The sequence below is a fragment of the Microbacterium sp. genome, from assembly GCF_031179285.1.
GTDB lineage: Bacteria > Actinomycetota > Actinomycetes > Actinomycetales > Microbacteriaceae > Microbacterium.
Genome location: NZ_JAPSHY010000008.1, coordinates 43,287 through 61,874, shown reverse-complemented (window position 1 = coordinate 61,874; position 18,588 = coordinate 43,287). Strand labels below are relative to the sequence as shown.

Below are 18,588 nucleotides of genomic sequence, written 5' to 3'. Positions count from 1 at the left end.
TCACAGAGCGAAGATGTGCGCCAGCGTCGATTGTAGACCAGCGCGATTCCCTCGCCTCAGAACCCCTGGGAGCTCGGTGATGGCATGCAGACGCGACATGAGGCGTATGCGGGCCGTTCGCGCCGTGCGATTCCACCCGTGGGCTTTGGCGAGCGAGACGGCCTGCCGGTAATACCTGCGCTCGTCTCGGAATCGCCGCCCGTCTAGAAGGGTCTTCTGCGAGGCACTTGAGCTGTGGCGTCGGTACGAAAACGAGACCTCCGGTACGTAGACGAGCGATCCGCCGTCGAAAGCCACATCCATGAGCAATGCCAGATCCTGAATAATCGGCAATCCGTCGCGAAAATCGATCCGCTTGAGTGTCGCGGTGCGGAAGGTGAGTGATGGCCAGTACAACCAGTCCCCTCGAATGAGGCTGGTGGCCATCTGCTCCTCGCGAAGCACGACCGTGCCGCTCCGTGAGCTTGGCGCGAGCAGCCCCCGTTTGACACGGTCCACCAGCGGTGTCCGGACCGTCCCGTGTTGGTCGATCACGACAACCCCGGGTTGGATCACGTCAGCATCCGGAATTCGCTCGATAGCTCCAAGGACGACTTCGAGGTAGTTCGGATGCATAAGGTCGTCGCATCCGAGAATGGTGACGAATGGGCTCGACGCACGGCGAATCGCTTCACGGTAATTCTCGGTGATGCCGAGGTTAACCTTGTTGCGCACGTAGTGGATGCGCGGGTCCGCGAGCGCTTCGAAGTACTTCGACACCGTTTCATCCGGATAGCAGTCATCGATGACAACAAGCGACCAATCCTTGACTGACTGGGCGCGAACTGACTCGACCGTCTCGTACAAGAGGCCGGGATCGCCCCAGAACGGGACGAAGATCTCATGGGTCACTCTGCTCCTCTGCAGGACGTTATCTCAAACAGCTTCGCTTCACCGCGAGACTCTACGAGCTTGACGTAGGGCGAGTCGTCAAGGTCCTCCAAGCCCGAGTAGTCATCGGGGTTCTCCTGGAAATCGCCGTCGGCGCTGAAGTCGAGCACGTACCGTACTCGTGTCTCTTCCAGCGCACGGCAGACCGCGGGAGAATCAGCATCCGTGGCAAGCCTGGTATTGATCAATTCTGCGTCGTCAGTCAAGTCCATCAGCAGATGCGGCATCAGCACCTCGCGGCCGCTCAGGCCATACGCGAACGACGCCCCGGTCCACGGGTCCCCGGCGATCACCGCGCCCTCGGGAACCAGATCGGGCAGGTCGTCAATCAGCTCGCGCTCGTCGACAGAGAGGATGGGCCCGTCAGACCTCAGTTTGTAGGTGAACTCGATATCGGCTGCAGCCTGCCGCATCGCCGACGTCTGCGTGAGGAGCACCAAAACTACCGCAAGCAATAGTGCGACTACCGCAGGAGCACGCTCCGCCCCCCGCCGAACAGCCGCGAGGAGAGGGCGCCGGAGCAGCCACGACGTGATCGTGGAGACCCCGAGGGCACCGAGCGGAAGTACCGCGATCACCCAGATCGACGCGAGTCGAGGTGCGTTGTTATACCACGGAGCGGTTAGCCAGAACCGCAAGATCTCGTACGGCGACGACGCAACAACCACGTACAGCACCGATCCAACGACTGCCATCCCGAGTATGCCCCATCGCGTGTACCCTCCGCGCTTGACGACGCTGTACGCGCCAGCGACGAGTGCCACGCCTAGCGCATACGACGCGGGGTACTGATACACCGCCGACGTCACCACCTCGCCGATCGCATGAGGCACTGTCTCGATGACGGGCCAGTATATTTGGCTGGCGGGTGGCCTAACGACAGTGAGCAGTATCAACCCAGCTCCGAGGTAACCCCCGGTAGCCAGAGCCACCACGATCCGCCCTCTGACGCCTTCCGAATGGTGTAGCCGATGCGCGAGGGCACCCAGTACGAACGGCAGTGTCAGCGCCACAAGCGCCATGAGGGCTCCCGGGTGCGACACGGCGAGACCAGGGATCACCAGAACGAGTAACAGTCCTGTGTCTACTCTGCGCGGCGCCCCGGTGGGACGAAGCAACGACCAGACGAGTGCGATCGCGACCGGGGCTATGGCAAGCCCCAGAAAAAGCGGGTAGAGCACTCCGTAGTGAAGCGGCAGGTACGGGAAGGCAGGGAAAGAAGCGGACAAGCAGCCTGCGGCTACGGTGACCACGCGGCCACGTCCCAACAGCGTACGCGCCAACATGACGGCGGCAAGCGGCCAGACCACTGCGGCGACGACTACGATCGTGGCGTTCACCGCAGACGCTATCGAGACCCCGGAAACCTGAACCACGAGCGCCACGAGCGCATGCCACGCCGAGGGGTAGAACGGGACGCCTTCCTGCGATGTCATGCTTCCCAGCCAGAGCGGCGAAGCATTGCCCGTGTCTAAGACATACTGCACACCGTTGAGATGGAAGAAGTTATCGTAGCGCTGTGAGATGAACTCGGGGTCGCCGAAGCTCTTGAGCAGCACGAACCCGATCACCAGCGCCGGGACGGCGAGCGCAATAACGAGAGACCAGTCGATCGGTGCGGTTCGAGTGCGCGGTGTGCGCGCCCCCGAACTCATGTAACGTGACCACATCGCGGCCGCCACGGCAGCGACAACCAAGAGAACAGCAAGCGGGAAGGGGGTCCACCGAAGCCCGAAAATCGGTGCTGCCAGCGCTGACACCGCGATGAGGGAAACGCTGATCGCGGGAGCGACCCCGAACAATCGCATTCCGCGTTGACGCAGCAGCAGCGCTACGGTCATCCCCGGCAGGACGAGGATGAGCGCGGCCACGACAAACGCCGGGATGGCTCCGAACCAATTCATGCGTCCGAGGTTTCCGGGTACGCAACCTTCGGGTTGAACGTGATGCCGCGGAACCATTTCCCCAGCAGCTTCGCGCGTAGGCCGAACGGCACCCGTCCACGGTGCAGACTGACGAATAGCCGCGCTCCGAACTCGAGGAAGTACAGCAGTCCCCGGTGGTGCAACTGCCAGGAGGCTTCATTGCGCACTCCGTACGAGAACTTCCACAGGCTCTTACGATCCACCATCGCGAAGTTCACGCCACGGTTGTCACCCATGTCATGCACGACAACGCTGTCGAGAACTTGAACGCCAGGGCAACGTCGGGTCAGACGCAGTGTGTATTCGCGATCGTCGAACCAGATGAAGTACTCCGAGTAGGGCAGGCCGTACTCGGCGATCGCCCACCGGGGAATCAGCACGGAGACGAACGAGCACGCGGTCACCATGACGTTGTTCTGGCCCTTGACCAGCAGACGCCCCCAGTCCCAGGTCGTAACGGGGTTGTTCATCTCGCAGATACTGCCATCGGTGAACTCGACGACCGAACAAGCGAACGGCACGTCCCCGCCGAGTTCTTTGACAGCTGCGTCGAACCCGGCGACGAGCGAAGCGAGCGCATCTGGCTTCGGATAGCAGTCGTCGTCCATGATCCAAACGTGATCCGCTCCGGATGCATAACCGCGCAGCATCCCCTCCGAGAAGCCGCCCGCTCCCCCGGAGTTCGCGGCCATCGTCACCACCTCGAGGGGGACGGACGTCTCGAGTGAGGCCAGATACTCGGCGGTCCCGTCGGTGGAAGCGTTGTCGATAACGAACAGGGTCTCGACGGGATGCGTCTGCGCTTCGATCGAGGAGATGACCGTCTTCAGCTTCTCGAGTCGGTTGAATGTGACGACGACTCCAGCAACGCTCACCACGAGCTCACCTCTTCTTTGAACCAGGTACTCGCGGACGGCTGCGAAAGCAGCCTCTTCTCTGCCTTGCGCTCTGCTCGCCACAGTTTTTCACGGGCTGACTCATCAGCCGCGAGAGGCACGAGGAGATCAGCGAGCCGCCGAGAGGCGAGACGTGCATATCGCGGAACCAGCGCGCTCGACGGAATGATGTCTCCCTGCGCCCCGACGTTCGTCGAGATGACCGGAACCCCATGGGCGATGGCTTCGAGGGTCGTGAGCGTCAGACCCTCGTTGTGCGAGGCGACCACGAGAACGTCCGCCTCGTCAAGTGTCTGAGAGACGGGAACGGCGGAGCTCCGCCGCTCGATGATGTCATCCACGCCTTCGGCCGTCATGATGTCGCTCACCCAGGACGAGAGTTCGCCATCACCGTGCAGGACGAAGCGGAAGGTGTGTCCCTGCCGCTTCAATCGCCGCGCCATGTCGACGAACACCTCGGGCGCCTTCTGTCGCGCCATTCGACCGACAAATGCGACGGTGAACGATTCATCGGGCCGCCGCTTCTTGAACTCGGCGTCCTTCGGCTTCACCGTGAGACCACCCAGCGGCGCCATCACGACCCGGTCGGCGGGAATCTTCTGGACGTCGGTCATCCAGCGCGCCAGGCTCGGGGAGATCACATGGTGCTTCGTGATCGAACGTGCCGCGATGGCACTGCTGAGCGGGTAACCACCGCCCGCGAGCTCGACGATGTGGGTGCTGTCGACGATCGGAATGCCGGGTCGCGACGCCGCGATCCAGGCCACGCGATCGTACAGCCACTGGTTGTGATGGATCACGACGCCGCGCACGTCGAAGGTTCTCAACAGCGCGCGGAGCAGTGGCTCGATCCCGGGAGTCTGCGACTCGACCGTCGGCTCCGAGAACGGGATGAGGAGCGCGCCATCCAGTTCCGGTCGGGCGACCCACGGCTGATGCGAATCCCGATTGGTCAGCACGATGGGCAGGAAACCGGCCTCGCGGACGAGCCGCACCGTCTCGAACGCCCAGAGCTCGGCTCCTCCGAGCTCGAACCAGTGCAAGCCGATGATCACGGCGCGCTGCGCGCCTTCTGGTGCCGTTGCAGCAGGGATGAGAACGTCGTCCTCGTGCAGACCGCCCGGACGGAACTCCTCGACATACCGGCGCGGCTCGATGGGGCGTCGCAGCTTCCGTCGATAGCGCAGCAGGCTGAGATCGCGCGCGTCATCGTAGAGAAGAGGTGCATGGGACTTGACCCAGCGGGCGACGACTCCGACGAGATCACGGCGGGGTGGCCGGTAGGGGTCAGCGCTCAGCACCTCGTCCGCGGACACGTGAATGTGCCGGCTGGAGAGAGCCGCGAGCGCAGCAGATTCCTCCTCGCTGGGTGCCGTGCTCCGCTCCTCCGGATCCACGACGCTCACGATGTCGAAAGTCTCGAGCCGCGTGCGGTTGTTGCGGGAGTATCCACTGAACGTCGTGTCGTCCGTCAGACGCGGGAGAGTCTCGACGGAGCCGACATACCGGTGAATCCGGAGCGAGCGCCCCGGCGCCATGAGGGCGTGGAAATTCAGCGCTCCGACCAGCAGGCGTCGTTCGCGAACCGAGAGTTCAGCTCCGGTGCCGGGGTCGCCGAACCGGAAGAGCGCAGGCTGATCGAGGGCTTGGAGAACAGTCACAGACAGAAGACGCTTTCGATCGAGGAACGCACGAGAACGTCCGCGATCTTATCAGCGCAACCATCTGGAACTCTGGGCCGCCGCTGTGCCTCGGCTCACGGCCCACAGCCGATGTCAAGGCGCTCAGCGGCCAACCTCGTATGATTGCTGACGGTGCGCGCGAGAAGGTGCGCGTGTACGGAAGGCGGTTCGCGGTGCAACAGGCTCGCACGCTCAGCGACCAGAGGATGTCGACGCCCGGCGGCAACCGGGGACTGCTCGAGGTCTTCCGCCAACGACATCTCCTTTCGCTGATCGTTCGCAAAGAAGTGCAGATCCGCTACCGCGGTTCGATCTTCGGCTGGCTTTGGTCCTATGTGAAGCCACTCGTTCAGTTCGTTGTGTTCTACGTCGCCATCGGTGTGTTCCTCGGTATGAACGCCCGCGTCGATTTCTTTCCGCTGTACCTGCTCGCCGGCATCACCGTCGTCACGTTCTTCAACGAGGCGTTCTCGAACGGAACCCGATCGCTCGTCGACAACGCCGCGCTGATCAAGAAGATCTATCTCCCCCGCGAGATGTTCCCGGTGGCGAGCATGCTCATCGCGGCGGTGAACACAGTTCCGCAGATCATTGTCGTCGTCGTGATCGCATTGCTCTTCGGCTGGATTCCGAGCCTGCTCTCCCTGGGGGCGATCTTCCTGGCACTGCTGATCGTCGCCGTCCTCGCCAGCGGCCTCGGATTGTTCTTCGGCTCGATCAACGTGACCTTCCGCGACGCGCAGAGCTTCGTCGAGATCATCGTGATGGTCGCCATCTGGGCGTCGCCGGTGATGTACGAGTGGACTCAGGTCGCGAATGCGGTGCCGGAGTGGCTTTTCGTTCTCTACCGGCTCAACCCGATCACAGCGGCCGTCGAGCTATTCCACTACGGCATCTGGTTTCCACTCGGCCCACACGACGCGACTGTCCTGCCTGATATCTGGACGTACGGCCTCATTGCTCTCCTGACATCACTCATCGCGCTGGTCATCGGCCAGCTCGTCTTCCGCCGCCTGGAGGGTCGCTTTGCCCAAGACCTCTAATCCCGCGGAGCTGCCGCGGATCCTCGTCGACGATGTGCACAAGAGCTTCAAGCTTCGGCACACGCACTCCATCAAGGAGACGGCACTCGCGGCGATCCGCCGCAAGCCGCTCACGACCGATTTCCATGCTCTGGACGGAGTGTCATTCGAGATCGGCGCGGGCGAATCTGTGGCTCTGCTCGGATTCAACGGCTCGGGCAAGTCGACGATGTTGAAGTTGATCTCAGGCGTGCTGACTCCGGACTCGGGATCCGTCCTCACTCGAGGGCGCGTCGCCGGCCTGATCGAGGTCGGGGCGGGCTTCCACCCGGACCTATCGGGTCGCGAGAACATCTTCCTCAACGCTGCGATCCTCGGCATGAGCAGGAAGGAGACCGAGGCGCGGTACGAGGAAATCGTCGCCTTCAGCGAGATCGAGCAGTTCATAGACACCGAGGTCAAGCACTATTCGTCTGGGATGTTCCTGCGCCTGGCTTTCTCCGTCGCGATTCACACCGAGATGGACATCCTGTTGATCGACGAGATCCTTTCCGTCGGGGACGAGCCGTTCCAGAAGAAGTGCATCGCCCGCGTGCGCGAGATGCACAGCCAAGGCAAGACCTTGGTGGTCGTGAGTCACGACCTCAACATGGTCTCCGACCTCTGCGAGCGCGGGATTCTGCTGCAGAAGGGCAAGGTCCGCTTCGATGGCGCCAGCAAGGACGCCGTGGAGACGATGCGGGCATAGTTCACAACTCGGCGTGCAGTGCCCACACCCGCTCGGCCGCCCCGGCCCACGAGAACGCCTTCGCGCGATCCGGTCCCAGCACGCGCAGCCGCTTCGCCCCGTCGCCGACGGCGTGTGCGATTGCTTCGGGGAGGTCACCCGGCGCGACCAGCATCCCGCCCTCGGCGATGATGTCGCGGTGCACTCCGCTGTCGACCGCGACGAGCGGAACGCCGAGCGCCATCGCCTCGAGCGCTCGCCACGGCCACGCCGCAAACGGACTCGTCGACACGAACGCAGACGCTCCTGCGAGCACCGCGGCGCGATCGTCCGGAGACAGCGAACCGCGCACATGCGCCCGGTGCTCGGCGAGCCCGGCCGCCGAGGCGATCTCCGCGACCCGCGGCTCCGATCCCTCCGGCGCGTCGAGGACCACGGCATCCGTGCCCGCTGCCGCCACTCCGCGGAAGCCCTCCGCCAGCGTGTCAGGGGTACCGACGAGGACGATGTACTTCTCGGGCAGCGACAGCGCGGCGCGCCGGGCCGCCGCATCGAGCGGAACCGCGAAGCCGGAGGGCGGCGCTCCGGAGATCACACGCACCCGCTCCCCCAGCTTGGCGAAGTCCTTCAGCCGGTCGGCGAAAGCATGCGAGGGGACGACCACGGCATCGGCGTGCTTGACGGCCCGGCGCAGCATCCCGCGATGCCAGCCGACCGCGGCTTTCGACATCGCCTGAGGCGCTTCCCAGGCGGTCAGATCCCACAGGGTCACCGTGGTCTGATCGTGATCGTGCACCTTGTCGTGCCGCACCAGCGGCGCCATCAGGGTCGGCGAGTGGATGAGACCGCCGCCGACACCCGGAGCGATCCCCAGCTGCCATGATGCTGCAAGCTCTCGTCGGGCGAGTCCGAGCCTGCGCACCTCGCCGACGCCCGGCACCGCGACCGGTGCACCCGACGGCACGATCGCATCGACTCCGCAGCCGGAGGGTGCCGTGGCCACCAGCCCGACGGTGAGGTCGGCGGACGCCGCTGCCTGATCGGCGTCGGCCACATGCACGAGCTGATCGAGGACCACGCGAAGCCGAACACCCATGCATCTCAGGGTAGCCCGGCGCCCGCGCGCTGCCCGGAAGCGCGCGACGGCGAGGGCGGGAATGTCAGCCGTTGCACAGCTTGGCCACCGATGCCGACCCTCTCATGCTTGAATGCTGGGATGAGCGACGGACGCCTGCCGGTGCGGCGACGATGGATCGGCTGGACAGTCGGCATCGTCATCACGCTCCTGATCCTCGCGATCGGCTGGGTGACCATCCGCGGGATCGGTGCCGTGACCGAACTGCAGCAGGTCGCTCAGAAATCCGCCCAGCTCAAGGCCGCGATCGGCGAAGGAGATCTCGAGCGGGCGACGCGGCTCGCCGCGCGCATCGGGACCAACGCCGCGGCCGCCCACGACCTCACCTCCGACCCGATCTGGCGCGCATTCGGGTTCGTCCCGTGGCTGGGTCCGAACTTCACCGCGGTCGGTGACGTCGCGGCCATCGCCGACGACATCGCGGCCGATGCTCTCACGCCGGTCCTGGGCGCGGCGGAGGGCCTCGACCTCGCCAGCCTCGGCTTCGCCGGCGGCACCATCGATCTCGCGCCGTTCGCGGCCATCCAGGAACCGCTCTCGCAGGCGAGCGCGACCCTGTCGTCGGCCGAGGACCGCGCGCTGCAGATCGACGCGGACGCCACGCTGCCTCCGCTCGCCGACGCGGTGCGTGAGATGCGTGGCGTGCTCACCGAGGCCGCCACCGTGGTCGGCACGCTGCACGGAGCATCGGTGCTGCTGCCCACCATGCTCGGCGCCGAGGGCCCGCGCACCTACGTGATCGCCATGCAGAACAACGCCGAACTGCGCTCCTCAGGCGGGATCATCGGCGCGATCGCGCTGCTGCACGCCGAGAACGGCAGCATCACTCTCCAGCAGCAGGGCTCGGTCATGGACTTCCCGCCGTTGGACGCGCCGCTCCCTCTCAGCGAGTCGACGCTCGCCCTGTTCGAGGACGGACCTGGCCGCTACCTGCAGAACATCACCAGCATCCCCGACTTCACCGAGGCGGGTCCCACCATCGCCGCGCGATGGGAGGGCCGCTTCGGCGGAAAGGTCGACGGCGTCATCGCGGTGGACGCCGTCGTGACGAAGCATCTGCTCGCCGCGACCGGACCGCTCGCCTTCGGACCCTTCACCGTCGACGAGGACAACGTGGTCGGCACGCTCCTCTCGGAGATCTACGCCGCCGTGCCGGATCCCGTCGTCCAGGACCAGATCTTCGCCCAGGCGGCGTCCGCTCTGCTGGGGGCTGCCCTCTCCGCCGCCGAGCCCGAGGCCCTCGTCGGCGCCCTGGCCGAATCCGCAGCGGAGAACCGCATCCGCATCTGGAGCGCGCACCCCGCCGAGCAGGAGCTGCTGGCCGCGAGCACGCTCGGCGGCGCCCTGCCGCGCGACGGTGAGAGCGGCGCGTATGTCGGCGTCCTCGTCAACGACACCACCGGCGGCAAGATGGACTACTACACCGACGCTGCCATCTCGACGTCCGTCGGCGTGTGCGACGGCGAACCCACGACACAGGTGCAGGTCACCTGGACCAACACGGCACCGGCGGACGCCGGGACGTCTCTTCCGCCGTACGTGACCGCCGGTGGCTATTACGGAGTGCCCCCGGGCTCCGTCCGGACGCTGGTCGCGGTCTACGGTCCCGAAGATGCGCTGCCGTCGCACATCGATCGCGACGGCGCCGAGGAGGGCGTGCAGACGACGCTTCTCGGCTCACGCACCGTCGTGCAGCACGAAGTGCTCCTCGCCCCGGGGGAATCGACGACGATCACGGTGGAGTTCACCGGCGGCGGCGCGGGTTCGCGCCTCACCAGCGTGCAGCGCACCCCGATGATCGACTCGCCCGACATCGATCGGAAAGAAATGCGCTGCGCATCGTGACTTTGCGCTGAGGATGCGGTACTGTCATCCCTACTGGGGAATATCTGGGTTCACTTATCTTGCCGTGGGGGCAAGAAGAGCCCACGCAGTCGAATGCAGGGGTGTGTTCGGGTGCGATTCCGCGTGAATTTCTGGGGAAGATCATGCTGAAAAAATTGGCTGTCATCAGCCTGACCGCTGGCGCTTTGGTGCTCATGGCACCGTCCGTCGCCACCGCCGCTCCGATTGAGTCCGTCACGACGGAATCAGGCTCGTACGCCGAGCCTCCTCGCGTGAAAGTCGGCGATCCGATCATCGACATCTGCGAGGTCTCGACCATCGTCTTCGGGGCAGGCTACTTCCTGCCGTCCGAGCAGGTGGCCGTATCAGTCTCGGGTCTCAATGCCGACGGCTCGTCCGTCTCGGGCAACACCGCGGCGGCCGACGGCAGCCTGGTGCTCACGTTCCGGCCGCCGTCCGACGGCGAAGGGTCGTACGCCGTCGCGTTCAACGGTTCGCGTTCGTACACCGCGACGATCACGGTGTCTCACGGGCACGACGCCGCAGTGAGCTGCGATCACGATCCTGCCGTCGCGGGCACCGAGCTTCCGCTGACCGGTGACGGAATGGAACTCGCCCTCACGGGTGGCGCCGTCTCGCCGTGGATCCTCGGGGGCGGAGCGCTCGCCCTCGCCGCCGGCGGAGCATTCGTGGTCGCGGGAGCGGCACGGCGCAAGCGCGCCTGAGGTCAGATCGTCGCTTTCGCGGCGGTCGACTGGACGACGGTGATCTCCTCCCCCTCCGATCACCGTCGTCTGGTGAATCCGGTGACACACCGGAAGCCCGCAGCAGTCACTGTTGAAGCCCGGTGAACTGCTGCGGGCTGTTTCATGCCCGCGGACACGAACCGATCAGGCCGACCGCCCGCCAGCCGACAGAGCGCCCGGCGGAGGACAACCGCCCGGCGGAACGGACCGCACGGCGGAAAGTACCGCCCGGCCGAGGGCAACCGCGAGGCGGAAAGGCGCGCCCGGCGGAAAAGCTTGCCCGCGGGCCGAACGCCGACGCCTACGGCGAGGGCGTCGCCGTCGGCGTCGGCGGGTGCAGAGCCTGCTGGATCATCTCGTGCACGTAGGCGAAGTCAGGCTCGTGCTCGTCGATGCCGAACTCCGGCGTCAGCTCGAGGGTCGTCACCGGCTCCTTCTGCGCCTTGAGGACGAGATCGAAGAATTCCGGCAGCTTGTCCTGCGGAAGATCGGTGTCGATGAGCGCAGTTCCCGCGGCGGCGACCTCGTTGAAGCGGGTGAGCACCGTCTCCGGTGTGAACTGCGCCAGGATCGCCTGCTGCAGCTCGCGCTGCCGCTTCATGCGATCCCAGTCACTGGTGGTGTACCGCGACCGTGCATACCACTGCGCGGTGTCGCCGTTCATGTGCTGCTGACCGGGTTCGATCCACCCGATCGCCCACTCCTCGGCCGGCTGACCGGGGTACGCCGGTCCGCCGCCCATCGGCAACCGCTCGGTCACGTTGATGTCGACTCCCCCGAGCGCGTCGATGAGCGCAGCGAAGCCCTGCATGTCGACGAAGACGTAGTACGGGATCTTGATCCCGAGCACACCCTCGGCAGCATCCTTCGTCGCTTCGATCCCGGGTTCTGACCCATGGGCTGCGGCATCGGGATAGAGCCCGGAACCGCCGTCCTCCCGGCAGAGCTGCGCCGCGTTTCGAATGTGGTTCATCCACCCGTTCCAGCCGCACGTCGACGACGAGTGCCCCTCGAAGCCGTTCGGATACAGCTCCAGCATCGGACTCCCCTCGCCGAACGGTGCGTTCGGGAGCTCGCGCGGGATGCCGGTGATCGTCACCGCGCCGGATTCGGCGTTCACGGAGACGACCGAGATGCTGTCGAACCGCATGGAGTCGCGACCTTCGCCGCTGTCTGCACCGAGAAGCAGGATGTTGTAGTAGCCGTCGTCGGGCGGGAGACTCGGACCGCTGCTACCGAACACCTGACCGAGTGTGCTGCGCACGGACCCCACGGCAGAGGCCGCGTACGCGGTGCCACTGCCGATCAGGGCGAACACCAGGAGCGCGACCAGCGGAATGGCGAAGCGTGATGGCCCCGGCACCTTGACCAGTCGCACCAGCCGGATCGCGTCGAGGGTGAGGATCAGCCAGAGCACGGCATAGCCCACCATGGCGACCTGGACGATGGTGAGCACCACGGCGGAGAACCATCCCGCGCCGACGGTCAGCCACAGCAGGACGGGGCGCGCGAACAGGGCCAGTCCGATGGTGGCGATCACGAGCAGCCAGGCGATCAGCGTGGCGCCGAGACCGAACCTGCCCAGCCGCCGACGGCCTGCCAGGATCTGCGCCGACCCCGGGACGAGCACGTTCAGCAGCACGAGCCACCACCCGCGCTTGGTCATGAGGCCCGCGTCGGCCGCATCCGGATTCCGCATGGGGCGGGTTTCGATGAGCCGGCGCCCCGACGCCCGCGGCGGCGCGAGGGTCACAGGGACTCCTTCAGCCGATCGTTCTTGGCGTCGACCTGTGTCTCGAGGTCACGCGCATACGCCTCGACCCGGTCAGCGAGGTCGGCGTCGGATGTGCCGAGGATCCGTGCGGCCAGGATGCCGGCGTTGCGAGCCCCGGCGATGGACACGGTGGCGACGGGGATGCCGGCCGGCATCTGCACGATCGACAGCAGGGAGTCCATTCCGTCGAGGTAGGCCAGCGGCACCGGCACTCCGATGACGGGCAGCGCCGTCATCGAGGCGAGCATGCCCGGCAGGTGCGCTGCTCCCCCGGCCCCCGCGATGATGACGCGGATGCCGCGTCCGCGCGCGTCACGCGCGTAACGCATCAGCTTGTCGGGCGTCCGGTGAGCGGAGACGACCTCGACCTCGTGCGGGATGCCGAAGTCCGTGAGCGCCTGGGAGGCGTCGCTCATCACGCGCCAGTCGGAGTCCGACCCCATGACGACGCCGACGAGGGGGGCTGCGGAGGAGTGCAGAGGCTCAGTCACCTTCTCAGGCTAGGGGCTGGGACTGTGAGAACCCCCGAACGGCACGCACATCGTCAGGCTCGGGCGCGCGCGCCGGAATGCGTCGCCCGCGGCCTCAGTCGAAGTGCACGGCGGCGGCGCGGGCGACGTAGACCACGTCATCGAGGTCGTCGCCCGCGACGTTCACATGGCCGACCTTGCGTCCGGGGCGAGGAGCTTTGCCGTAGGTGTGGATCTTCGCGGTCGGATGCTCACTCATCGCGACGGCGAAGCGCTCCTCGAGCGTGCCTGCCGCGGGTCCTCCGAGGATGTTGACCATCACCGACCACGGTGCACGCGGGCTCGGGTCGCCCAGCGGCAGGTCGGCCACGGCCCGCAGGTGCTGCTCGAACTGGCCGGTCACCGCGCCGTCCTGGCTCCAGTGGCCGCTGTTATGGGGCCGCATGGCCAGCTCGTTCACGAGGATCCGCTCGTCGTCGGTCTCGAAGAGCTCGACCGCCAGCATCCCGGTGACACCGAGGCCGTCGGCGATCATCCGGCCGATCCCCTCGGCCATCTGCGACAGACGCTCGGGCGCCGCCGGTGCCGGCGCGATCACCTCGGCGCAGACGCCGTCGCGCTGCACCGTCTCGACCACCGGGTACGCGACCATCTGTCCACTGGGACGGCGCGCCACCTGCTGCGCGAGCTCTCGGACGAACGAGACCAGCTCCTCCACGAGCAGCGCGTCGCCGTCATCGAGGCCCGCGAACCAATCCGCCGCCTCGACGCCTGCTCGGACCACGCGAACGCCTTTACCGTCGTATCCGCCGCGCGGTGTCTTCACCACGGCGCGACCGCCGTGTTCGTCGAGGAACCGCTGCAGCTCGTCGACGTCGCGAACAGCCGCCCATTCCGGTTGCGGGATGCCGAGCTCGGCGAGCCGCGCACGCATGACGAGCTTGTCCTGCGCGAACTGCAGCGCATCGGGCCCCGGATGCACGGCCACGCCGTCGGCGGCGAGCGCGCGCAGCACCTGCTGCGGCACGTGCTCATGGTCGAAGGTCACCACATCGACGTCGCGGGCGAAGGCGCGAACCGTCTCGAGGTCGCGGTAGTCGCCGATCGCGGTGGCCGCGAGCTGCGCCGACATCCCCTCGTCCTCGGCGAGCACCCTCAACTCGATCCCCAGTTCGACCGCCGGAGCGATCATCATCCTGGCCAGCTGTCCGCCGCCGATCACGCCCACACGCAACGTCATATGCCGCTCCATTCGTCGATTCCATTGTCCCGCATCGGGCCCGCGCCCGACGACGACGACGCTCGCATGGTGGCCCGAGGCGCTCCCGCCTCAAGACACTCAGGTGTCGCTGAAGGCGTCGGCACCCGAGAACGTGTCTGTTCCCGACTGCGCGTCGCGGTGCGCGAGGATCTGGCTGACTTCTATCTGGTCGGCCAGTGTCTCGTGCACCAGGGTGACCTGGGGGATGTTCGCCAGTCGCAACGGCGCATCGACGCCGTTGGAGAGGGTGATCGTACCCGCCCCCCACATCCGCTGCAGGATGCTGCGTCGGACGGCGATCGAATACCCGCGGGCGTGCGAGAGCTCGCGGCGGCGTGTCGCGCCGAGCCCCTGCCTGACGATCACGCGGCGCGTGGTGATGGTGACCGTGCGCGACAACCAGGCGATATAGGGCACGACGACGAGGAGCAGGACCGCGAGCGCCGCAGCGCCGAGCAGCATCCAGTCCTCGAATGGAGCCGGCAGGTTGCCGTAGAGGTAGGCGGTTCCGCCGAAGACCGCGATGAGCACCAGAGCCGACCAGAACAGCCGACGCGCGTGACTGTGGAAGCGGGCGATGAGCAGCTCCTCGGCCGGCGCGCCGGGCGGCGGCATCATGGGCCGGCCTCCGAGCGTCACGGGCTGAGTCACCCCTCTATTGTGCCCGCGCCCGCCGACATCCCGGGCGGCGCGCCGGGCGTGTCAGAGTCGATCGGACGCACGTGCACCACGTCGCCCGCCGAGATCGGGTGTTCGGCGCCGTCGACCACCACCATCAATCGGCCGCCGGCGTCGAGCCTCGAGGCCGTGCCCTCCATGGTGCGGTCGCCCGGCAGTGAAACGCGCACATCGAGCCCCAGGGTGACGCATCGCGCCGTCACCAGGGCGTGCAGGCCGCTCAGCACAGCGTCATCCGCCGCGGCGAGCGCCGAGAGGTGAGCGTCGAAGGACTTCAGATAGTCGGCGATGAGACGGTCCTGATCCACGTCCGCGCCCAGCACCGCGAACGATGTCGCTCCGGGCACCGGCAGCTGCTCCGCTGCCATGGCGGTGTTCACGCCGCTGCCCACGATGATCGCGTTGCCGGCGACCTCGGCGAGGATGCCGCAGATCTTCCGTGCTGCGTCGGACCCGTCGCCCGCGAGCACGTCGTTCGGCCACTTCACGCCGACGCTCAACCCCGGCAGCTGAGCCGCGATCGCCCCGGCCATCGCCTCCCCCGCAGCGAGCGGGATCCATCCGCGGGCATCGGGCGATGCGGGCAGTTCTCGCACCAGAACCGAGACCGCGAGCGACGCGCCGGGTGGCGCCACCCAGGTGCGGTCGAGGCGCCCGCGTCCCGCCGTCTGATTCGCGGTCATCAGCACCGACAGGTGGGGCCAGTCCGCCGGATCGTCGGCGTGTGAACGCAGGTCAGCATTCGTCGAACCGGTCTGTGCAAGCACGTCGAGTCTCGCGGCAGCGGCACGCGCTCGGGGGAAGTCCATGATGGGATCGCAGGGCGAACCTACAGCTCCTCCTCGTCGACCTCGTCATCATCGTCGTCTTCGTCGGTGCGGATCGCGCCCATCTCGTGCGCGTGCCAGCGATCCCACTCCTGCATGAGCTGATCGATCGCGCCGTGGAACTTGGTGGTGGCGACGCCCTGGGTGGTATCGCCGAAGTAGTGCTGGACCCACATCCGAAGGCGCGCGATGGCGACCTCGTCGGCGCGAACGCGCTCGACCTCGGCGACGATGTCGCCCGCGGAGTCGACGGTCAGCCATTCGCAGTCGGAGAGGTAGCCGTTGGTGTCGATCGTCGCGCGTTCGTCGGCAGGGCGGGTGATCATGAGGGGCTTGCCTGCGGCCAGGCGGTCGTAGACCATGGCCGAGATGTCGACCACGGCGACATCGGCGGCTGCCAGCTGCCAGCCGAGCTCCGGTCCGTCGTCGAAGACGTGCTGAGCTGCGGCATCCGCGGCGTTGGCGGCGTCGATCGCCGCGATGATGCGGCGGTGCGCGGCTCCGTACTCATCGTCCACGACGCCGCTTCGTGGATGGGGGCGGTAGATCACGCGGTGCCTGCCGGTGGCGAGCAGCGCATTCACGAGCGCCTCCCCGTGGGTGGCGATCGAGCCGTAGTGAGCGCTCGGGCGGTCCCCCTCCCAGGTCGGCGCGTAGAGGATCACCGTGCGCTCGTCGGGCGTGTACGGCAGCGTGCCGGAGTAGTGGTCGGCCTGCGGACGACCGATCTCGATCGCACGGCGATCGACGTCGTAGTCCCAGAGCACGCGCGACAGCCTGTCGCGTGCAGCCTGACCGGCGACGAGCGCGTAGTCGTACGCCTTGTACTGGTTGGTGGTCATGTACATCTTGTCGGACTCGCCGTGGTTGATGAACACGTGCCAGCGACGCCCGTAACGGAACATCTGGAAGTTGCGGGTGTTCTGATTGACGTACAGGACGATGCGGATGTCCTGCGTCGCGACGAACCTCTCGACGTCGCGCACGGTCGGCGTGAACGCCACCGGGAGCGGGCCCTCTTCGAGGAGCTTCTCCGCGCCCGTCGCATTGCGTGAGATGACGACCACGGGCCAGCGTTTCGCGAGCTCGGCGAGCGGCCGGTACCACTGGCGCATCTGATACATGTTCACCGCGCCGTCGGCGAAGTACACCGCCACCCGGTAGTGATCGAGCGGAAGCGGGCCGTCGGCTTCGATGCGCTGACGCACCCGCTGCACGGCGGCCCGGGATGCGATTGCGCGGCGCAGAAGCCGATATGCCTTCTTCGCATCCGAGACCGCACCCATCCCTCCAGGATACGTGACGGTGCTCAGGCTTCCGGCCTGTGCGGGCCCGTTCCCGTCGGCCGCCCCTCCGGACCAGCGGCCGTCGCACCCGCATGCCACGCTTCCCATTCGCCCATCAGATGCTCCAGTGCCGCGTGGAACTTCGCGGTCGCGACGCCAGGGCTGGTGTCTCCGAAATAGTGCGTCACCCAGCGGCGAAGCCGCGCGAGAGCAGCGTCGTCGTCACGAACACGGTCGACCTCGGCGATCACATCGCGCGCGGCATCCGCCGTCAGCCACTCGCAGTCCGAGAGGAAGCCGTCCTGATCGATCTCGGCCATCGGGTTCACCGGTCGCGTGATCAGCAGCGGCCGGCCGACCGCGAGCCGGTCGTAGATCATCGCTGAGATGTCGAGGATCGCCACATCGGCCGATGCGAGCTGCCAGCCGATCTCGGGACCGTCGTCGTGGACGTGGCGCGCCGCCGGGTCTGCGGCGTTGGCGGCCGCGATCGCGGCGATGATGCGCTCACTCGCAGCGCCGTACGCGTCGTCGATGACTCCGCTGCGGGGATGCGGTCGGTAGATGAGGCGATGCCGTCCGGAGCTGAGGAGCTCCCGAGCGATCCGCTCGCCGTGGGTGAGGATCGAGCCGTAGCTCATCGATTCGCGATCGCCCTCCCACGTGGGTGCATACAGCACGACCGTGCGCTCGTCGCCGGGTGCCGGCGCCGCGGCGAGATAGTGATCCGCCTGCGGCCGGCCGATCATGAGCGTGCGCCGGTCGACGTCGTAGTCCCACAGCGCCCGTGACAGACGGTCCCTCGCAGCCTGGCCCGCCACCAGTGCGTAGTCGTACGCCTTGTACTGATTGCTCGACATGTAGATCTTGTCGGACTCGCCGTGATTGATGAACACATGCCAGCGGCCCGCATAACGGAACATCTGGAAATTGCGAGTGTTCTGATTCACGTAGAGGACGATCCGGATGTCCTGCGATGCGAGATACTGCTCGAGTTCGCTGATCTTCGGCACGAAGGCCACCGGAAGCGCGCCGTCGTCGAGAAGAGCGGTCGCGCCCCTGGCGGATCGCGCGAGCACGACGACAGGCCACCGCTCTGCGATGCCGGCCAGCGGCCGATACCACTGCCGTACCTGGTACATGTTCACGGCCGAGTCGGCGAAGTACACCGCGATCCGGAAGCGACCGCGCTCGTGCACCTCGACACGACGACGAACGCGCCGCGCGGTCGCGCGCGACGAGACAGCGCGTCGGAGCAGGCGATACGCCTTGTTCGAATCCGCCATGATGCCCACGCCCCCACGCTAATCACCGAACCTCCGAGGTCGCCGTGACATGATCGACGAGTGCATGACAAGGAATCCGCAGCGCTGCCGTCCGGCGT

General features: G+C 66.6%; 16 protein-coding genes. 4 read left to right on the top strand and 12 right to left on the bottom strand.

Annotated elements, in window-relative coordinates; all coding sequences use genetic code 11:
* Genes RIN18_RS07000 through RIN18_RS06985 form a run of 4 tightly spaced genes read right to left on the bottom strand, consistent with a single transcriptional unit; the run spans window position 1 to window position 5,412 of the window.
* The gene (locus RIN18_RS07000) at window positions 1-891 is read right to left on the bottom strand and encodes a glycosyltransferase (protein WP_309103237.1); all 891 of its coding nucleotides are present in this window, start codon (window positions 889-891) and stop codon (window positions 1-3) included.
* Complete coding sequence (locus RIN18_RS06995) at window positions 888-2,834, bottom strand: DUF6541 family protein (RefSeq protein ID WP_309103236.1); 1,947 nt, start codon at window positions 2,832-2,834, stop codon at window positions 888-890. The genes RIN18_RS07000 and RIN18_RS06995 overlap by 4 nt, the downstream gene beginning before the upstream one ends.
* On the bottom strand, window positions 2,831-3,733 hold the full coding sequence (locus RIN18_RS06990) for a glycosyltransferase family 2 protein (protein WP_309103235.1): 903 nt from the start codon (window positions 3,731-3,733) through the stop codon (window positions 2,831-2,833). The genes RIN18_RS06995 and RIN18_RS06990 overlap by 4 nt, the downstream gene beginning before the upstream one ends.
* Window positions 3,727-5,412, bottom strand: coding sequence for a glycosyltransferase (locus RIN18_RS06985; RefSeq protein WP_309103234.1), 1,686 nt, complete (start codon window positions 5,410-5,412; stop codon window positions 3,727-3,729). Before RIN18_RS06985 ends, RIN18_RS06990 begins: the two co-directional genes overlap by 7 nt.
* A gap of 227 nt (window positions 5,413-5,639) precedes the next feature.
* Between RIN18_RS06985 and RIN18_RS06980 the strand changes: the two genes are divergently transcribed.
* A complete protein-coding gene (locus tag RIN18_RS06980; protein ID WP_375163510.1) occupies window positions 5,640-6,476 on the top strand; it encodes an ABC transporter permease in 837 nt (278 codons plus the stop codon).
* On the top strand, window positions 6,460-7,203 hold the full coding sequence (locus RIN18_RS06975; protein ID WP_309103232.1) for an ABC transporter ATP-binding protein: 744 nt from the start codon (window positions 6,460-6,462) through the stop codon (window positions 7,201-7,203). Before RIN18_RS06980 ends, RIN18_RS06975 begins: the two co-directional genes overlap by 17 nt.
* Window position 7,204: 1 nt before the next feature.
* Here RIN18_RS06975 and RIN18_RS06970 read toward each other — a convergent pair whose 3' ends face one another.
* Complete coding sequence (locus tag RIN18_RS06970) at window positions 7,205-8,278, bottom strand: glycosyltransferase (protein WP_309103231.1); 1,074 nt, start codon at window positions 8,276-8,278, stop codon at window positions 7,205-7,207.
* A gap of 120 nt (window positions 8,279-8,398) precedes the next feature.
* Here RIN18_RS06970 and RIN18_RS06965 point away from each other — a divergent pair, with 120 nt between their 5' ends.
* Together RIN18_RS06965 and RIN18_RS06960 are read left to right on the top strand one after the other, a co-directional pair.
* Complete coding sequence (locus RIN18_RS06965; protein ID WP_309103230.1) at window positions 8,399-10,162, top strand: DUF4012 domain-containing protein; 1,764 nt, start codon at window positions 8,399-8,401, stop codon at window positions 10,160-10,162.
* A gap of 143 nt (window positions 10,163-10,305) precedes the next feature.
* Window positions 10,306-10,887 (top strand): hypothetical protein, encoded by a 582-nt coding sequence (locus RIN18_RS06960; RefSeq protein WP_309103229.1) that lies wholly within the window; start codon window positions 10,306-10,308, stop codon window positions 10,885-10,887.
* A 322-nt stretch (window positions 10,888-11,209) separates the two neighbouring features.
* Here RIN18_RS06960 and RIN18_RS06955 read toward each other — a convergent pair whose 3' ends face one another.
* The 7 genes from RIN18_RS06955 to RIN18_RS06925 all read right to left on the bottom strand — a co-directional run bounded on the left by RIN18_RS06955 (window position 11,210) and on the right by RIN18_RS06925 (window position 18,499).
* Complete coding sequence (locus tag RIN18_RS06955) at window positions 11,210-12,661, bottom strand: LCP family protein (RefSeq protein ID WP_309103228.1); 1,452 nt, start codon at window positions 12,659-12,661, stop codon at window positions 11,210-11,212.
* Window positions 12,658-13,125, bottom strand: a complete 468-nt coding sequence (purE, locus tag RIN18_RS06950) for a 5-(carboxyamino)imidazole ribonucleotide mutase (protein ID WP_309103312.1) — start codon at window positions 13,123-13,125, stop codon at window positions 12,658-12,660. Before purE ends, RIN18_RS06955 begins: the two co-directional genes overlap by 4 nt.
* Before the next feature lie 142 nt (window positions 13,126-13,267).
* The gene (locus RIN18_RS06945; protein ID WP_375163505.1) at window positions 13,268-14,392 is read right to left on the bottom strand and encodes a 5-(carboxyamino)imidazole ribonucleotide synthase; all 1,125 of its coding nucleotides are present in this window, start codon (window positions 14,390-14,392) and stop codon (window positions 13,268-13,270) included.
* 99 nt (window positions 14,393-14,491) lie between these two features.
* Window positions 14,492-15,028 (bottom strand): PH domain-containing protein, encoded by a 537-nt coding sequence (locus RIN18_RS06940; RefSeq protein WP_375163509.1) that lies wholly within the window; start codon window positions 15,026-15,028, stop codon window positions 14,492-14,494.
* 32 nt (window positions 15,029-15,060) lie between these two features.
* Window positions 15,061-15,900 carry a biotin--[acetyl-CoA-carboxylase] ligase gene (locus tag RIN18_RS06935; protein WP_309103225.1) on the bottom strand — a complete coding sequence of 280 codons (840 nt, stop codon included), beginning with the start codon at window positions 15,898-15,900 and terminating at the stop codon, window positions 15,061-15,063.
* A gap of 20 nt (window positions 15,901-15,920) precedes the next feature.
* Complete coding sequence (locus RIN18_RS06930) at window positions 15,921-17,204, bottom strand: CDP-glycerol glycerophosphotransferase family protein (RefSeq protein ID WP_309103224.1); 1,284 nt, start codon at window positions 17,202-17,204, stop codon at window positions 15,921-15,923.
* Between the two features lie 23 nt (window positions 17,205-17,227).
* Window positions 17,228-18,499: a CDP-glycerol glycerophosphotransferase family protein gene (locus tag RIN18_RS06925; protein ID WP_309103223.1), complete on the bottom strand. Its 1,272-nt coding sequence runs from the start codon at window positions 18,497-18,499 to the stop codon at window positions 17,228-17,230.
* Between the last annotated feature and the right edge of the window lie 89 nt (window positions 18,500-18,588).

Coding starts and splice junctions, on each gene's coding strand:
- RIN18_RS06980 (WP_375163510.1), top strand. CDS start 5,640: ATGTCGACGCCCGGCGGCAACCGGGGACTGCTCGAGGTCTTCCGCCAA.
- RIN18_RS06970 (WP_309103231.1), bottom strand. CDS start 8,278: ATGGGTGTTCGGCTTCGCGTGGTCCTCGATCAGCTCGTGCATGTGGCC.
- RIN18_RS06945 (WP_375163505.1), bottom strand. CDS start 14,392: ATGACGTTGCGTGTGGGCGTGATCGGCGGCGGACAGCTGGCCAGGATG.
- purE (WP_309103312.1), bottom strand. CDS start 13,125: ATGGGGTCGGACTCCGACTGGCGCGTGATGAGCGACGCCTCCCAGGCG.
- RIN18_RS06940 (WP_375163509.1), bottom strand. CDS start 15,028: ATGCCGCCGCCCGGCGCGCCGGCCGAGGAGCTGCTCATCGCCCGCTTC.
- RIN18_RS06935 (WP_309103225.1), bottom strand. CDS start 15,900: ATGGACTTCCCCCGAGCGCGTGCCGCTGCCGCGAGACTCGACGTGCTT.
- RIN18_RS06930 (WP_309103224.1), bottom strand. CDS start 17,204: ATGGGTGCGGTCTCGGATGCGAAGAAGGCATATCGGCTTCTGCGCCGC.
- RIN18_RS06995 (WP_309103236.1), bottom strand. CDS start 2,834: ATGAATTGGTTCGGAGCCATCCCGGCGTTTGTCGTGGCCGCGCTCATC.
- RIN18_RS06960 (WP_309103229.1), top strand. CDS start 10,306: ATGCTGAAAAAATTGGCTGTCATCAGCCTGACCGCTGGCGCTTTGGTG.
- RIN18_RS06965 (WP_309103230.1), top strand. CDS start 8,399: ATGAGCGACGGACGCCTGCCGGTGCGGCGACGATGGATCGGCTGGACA.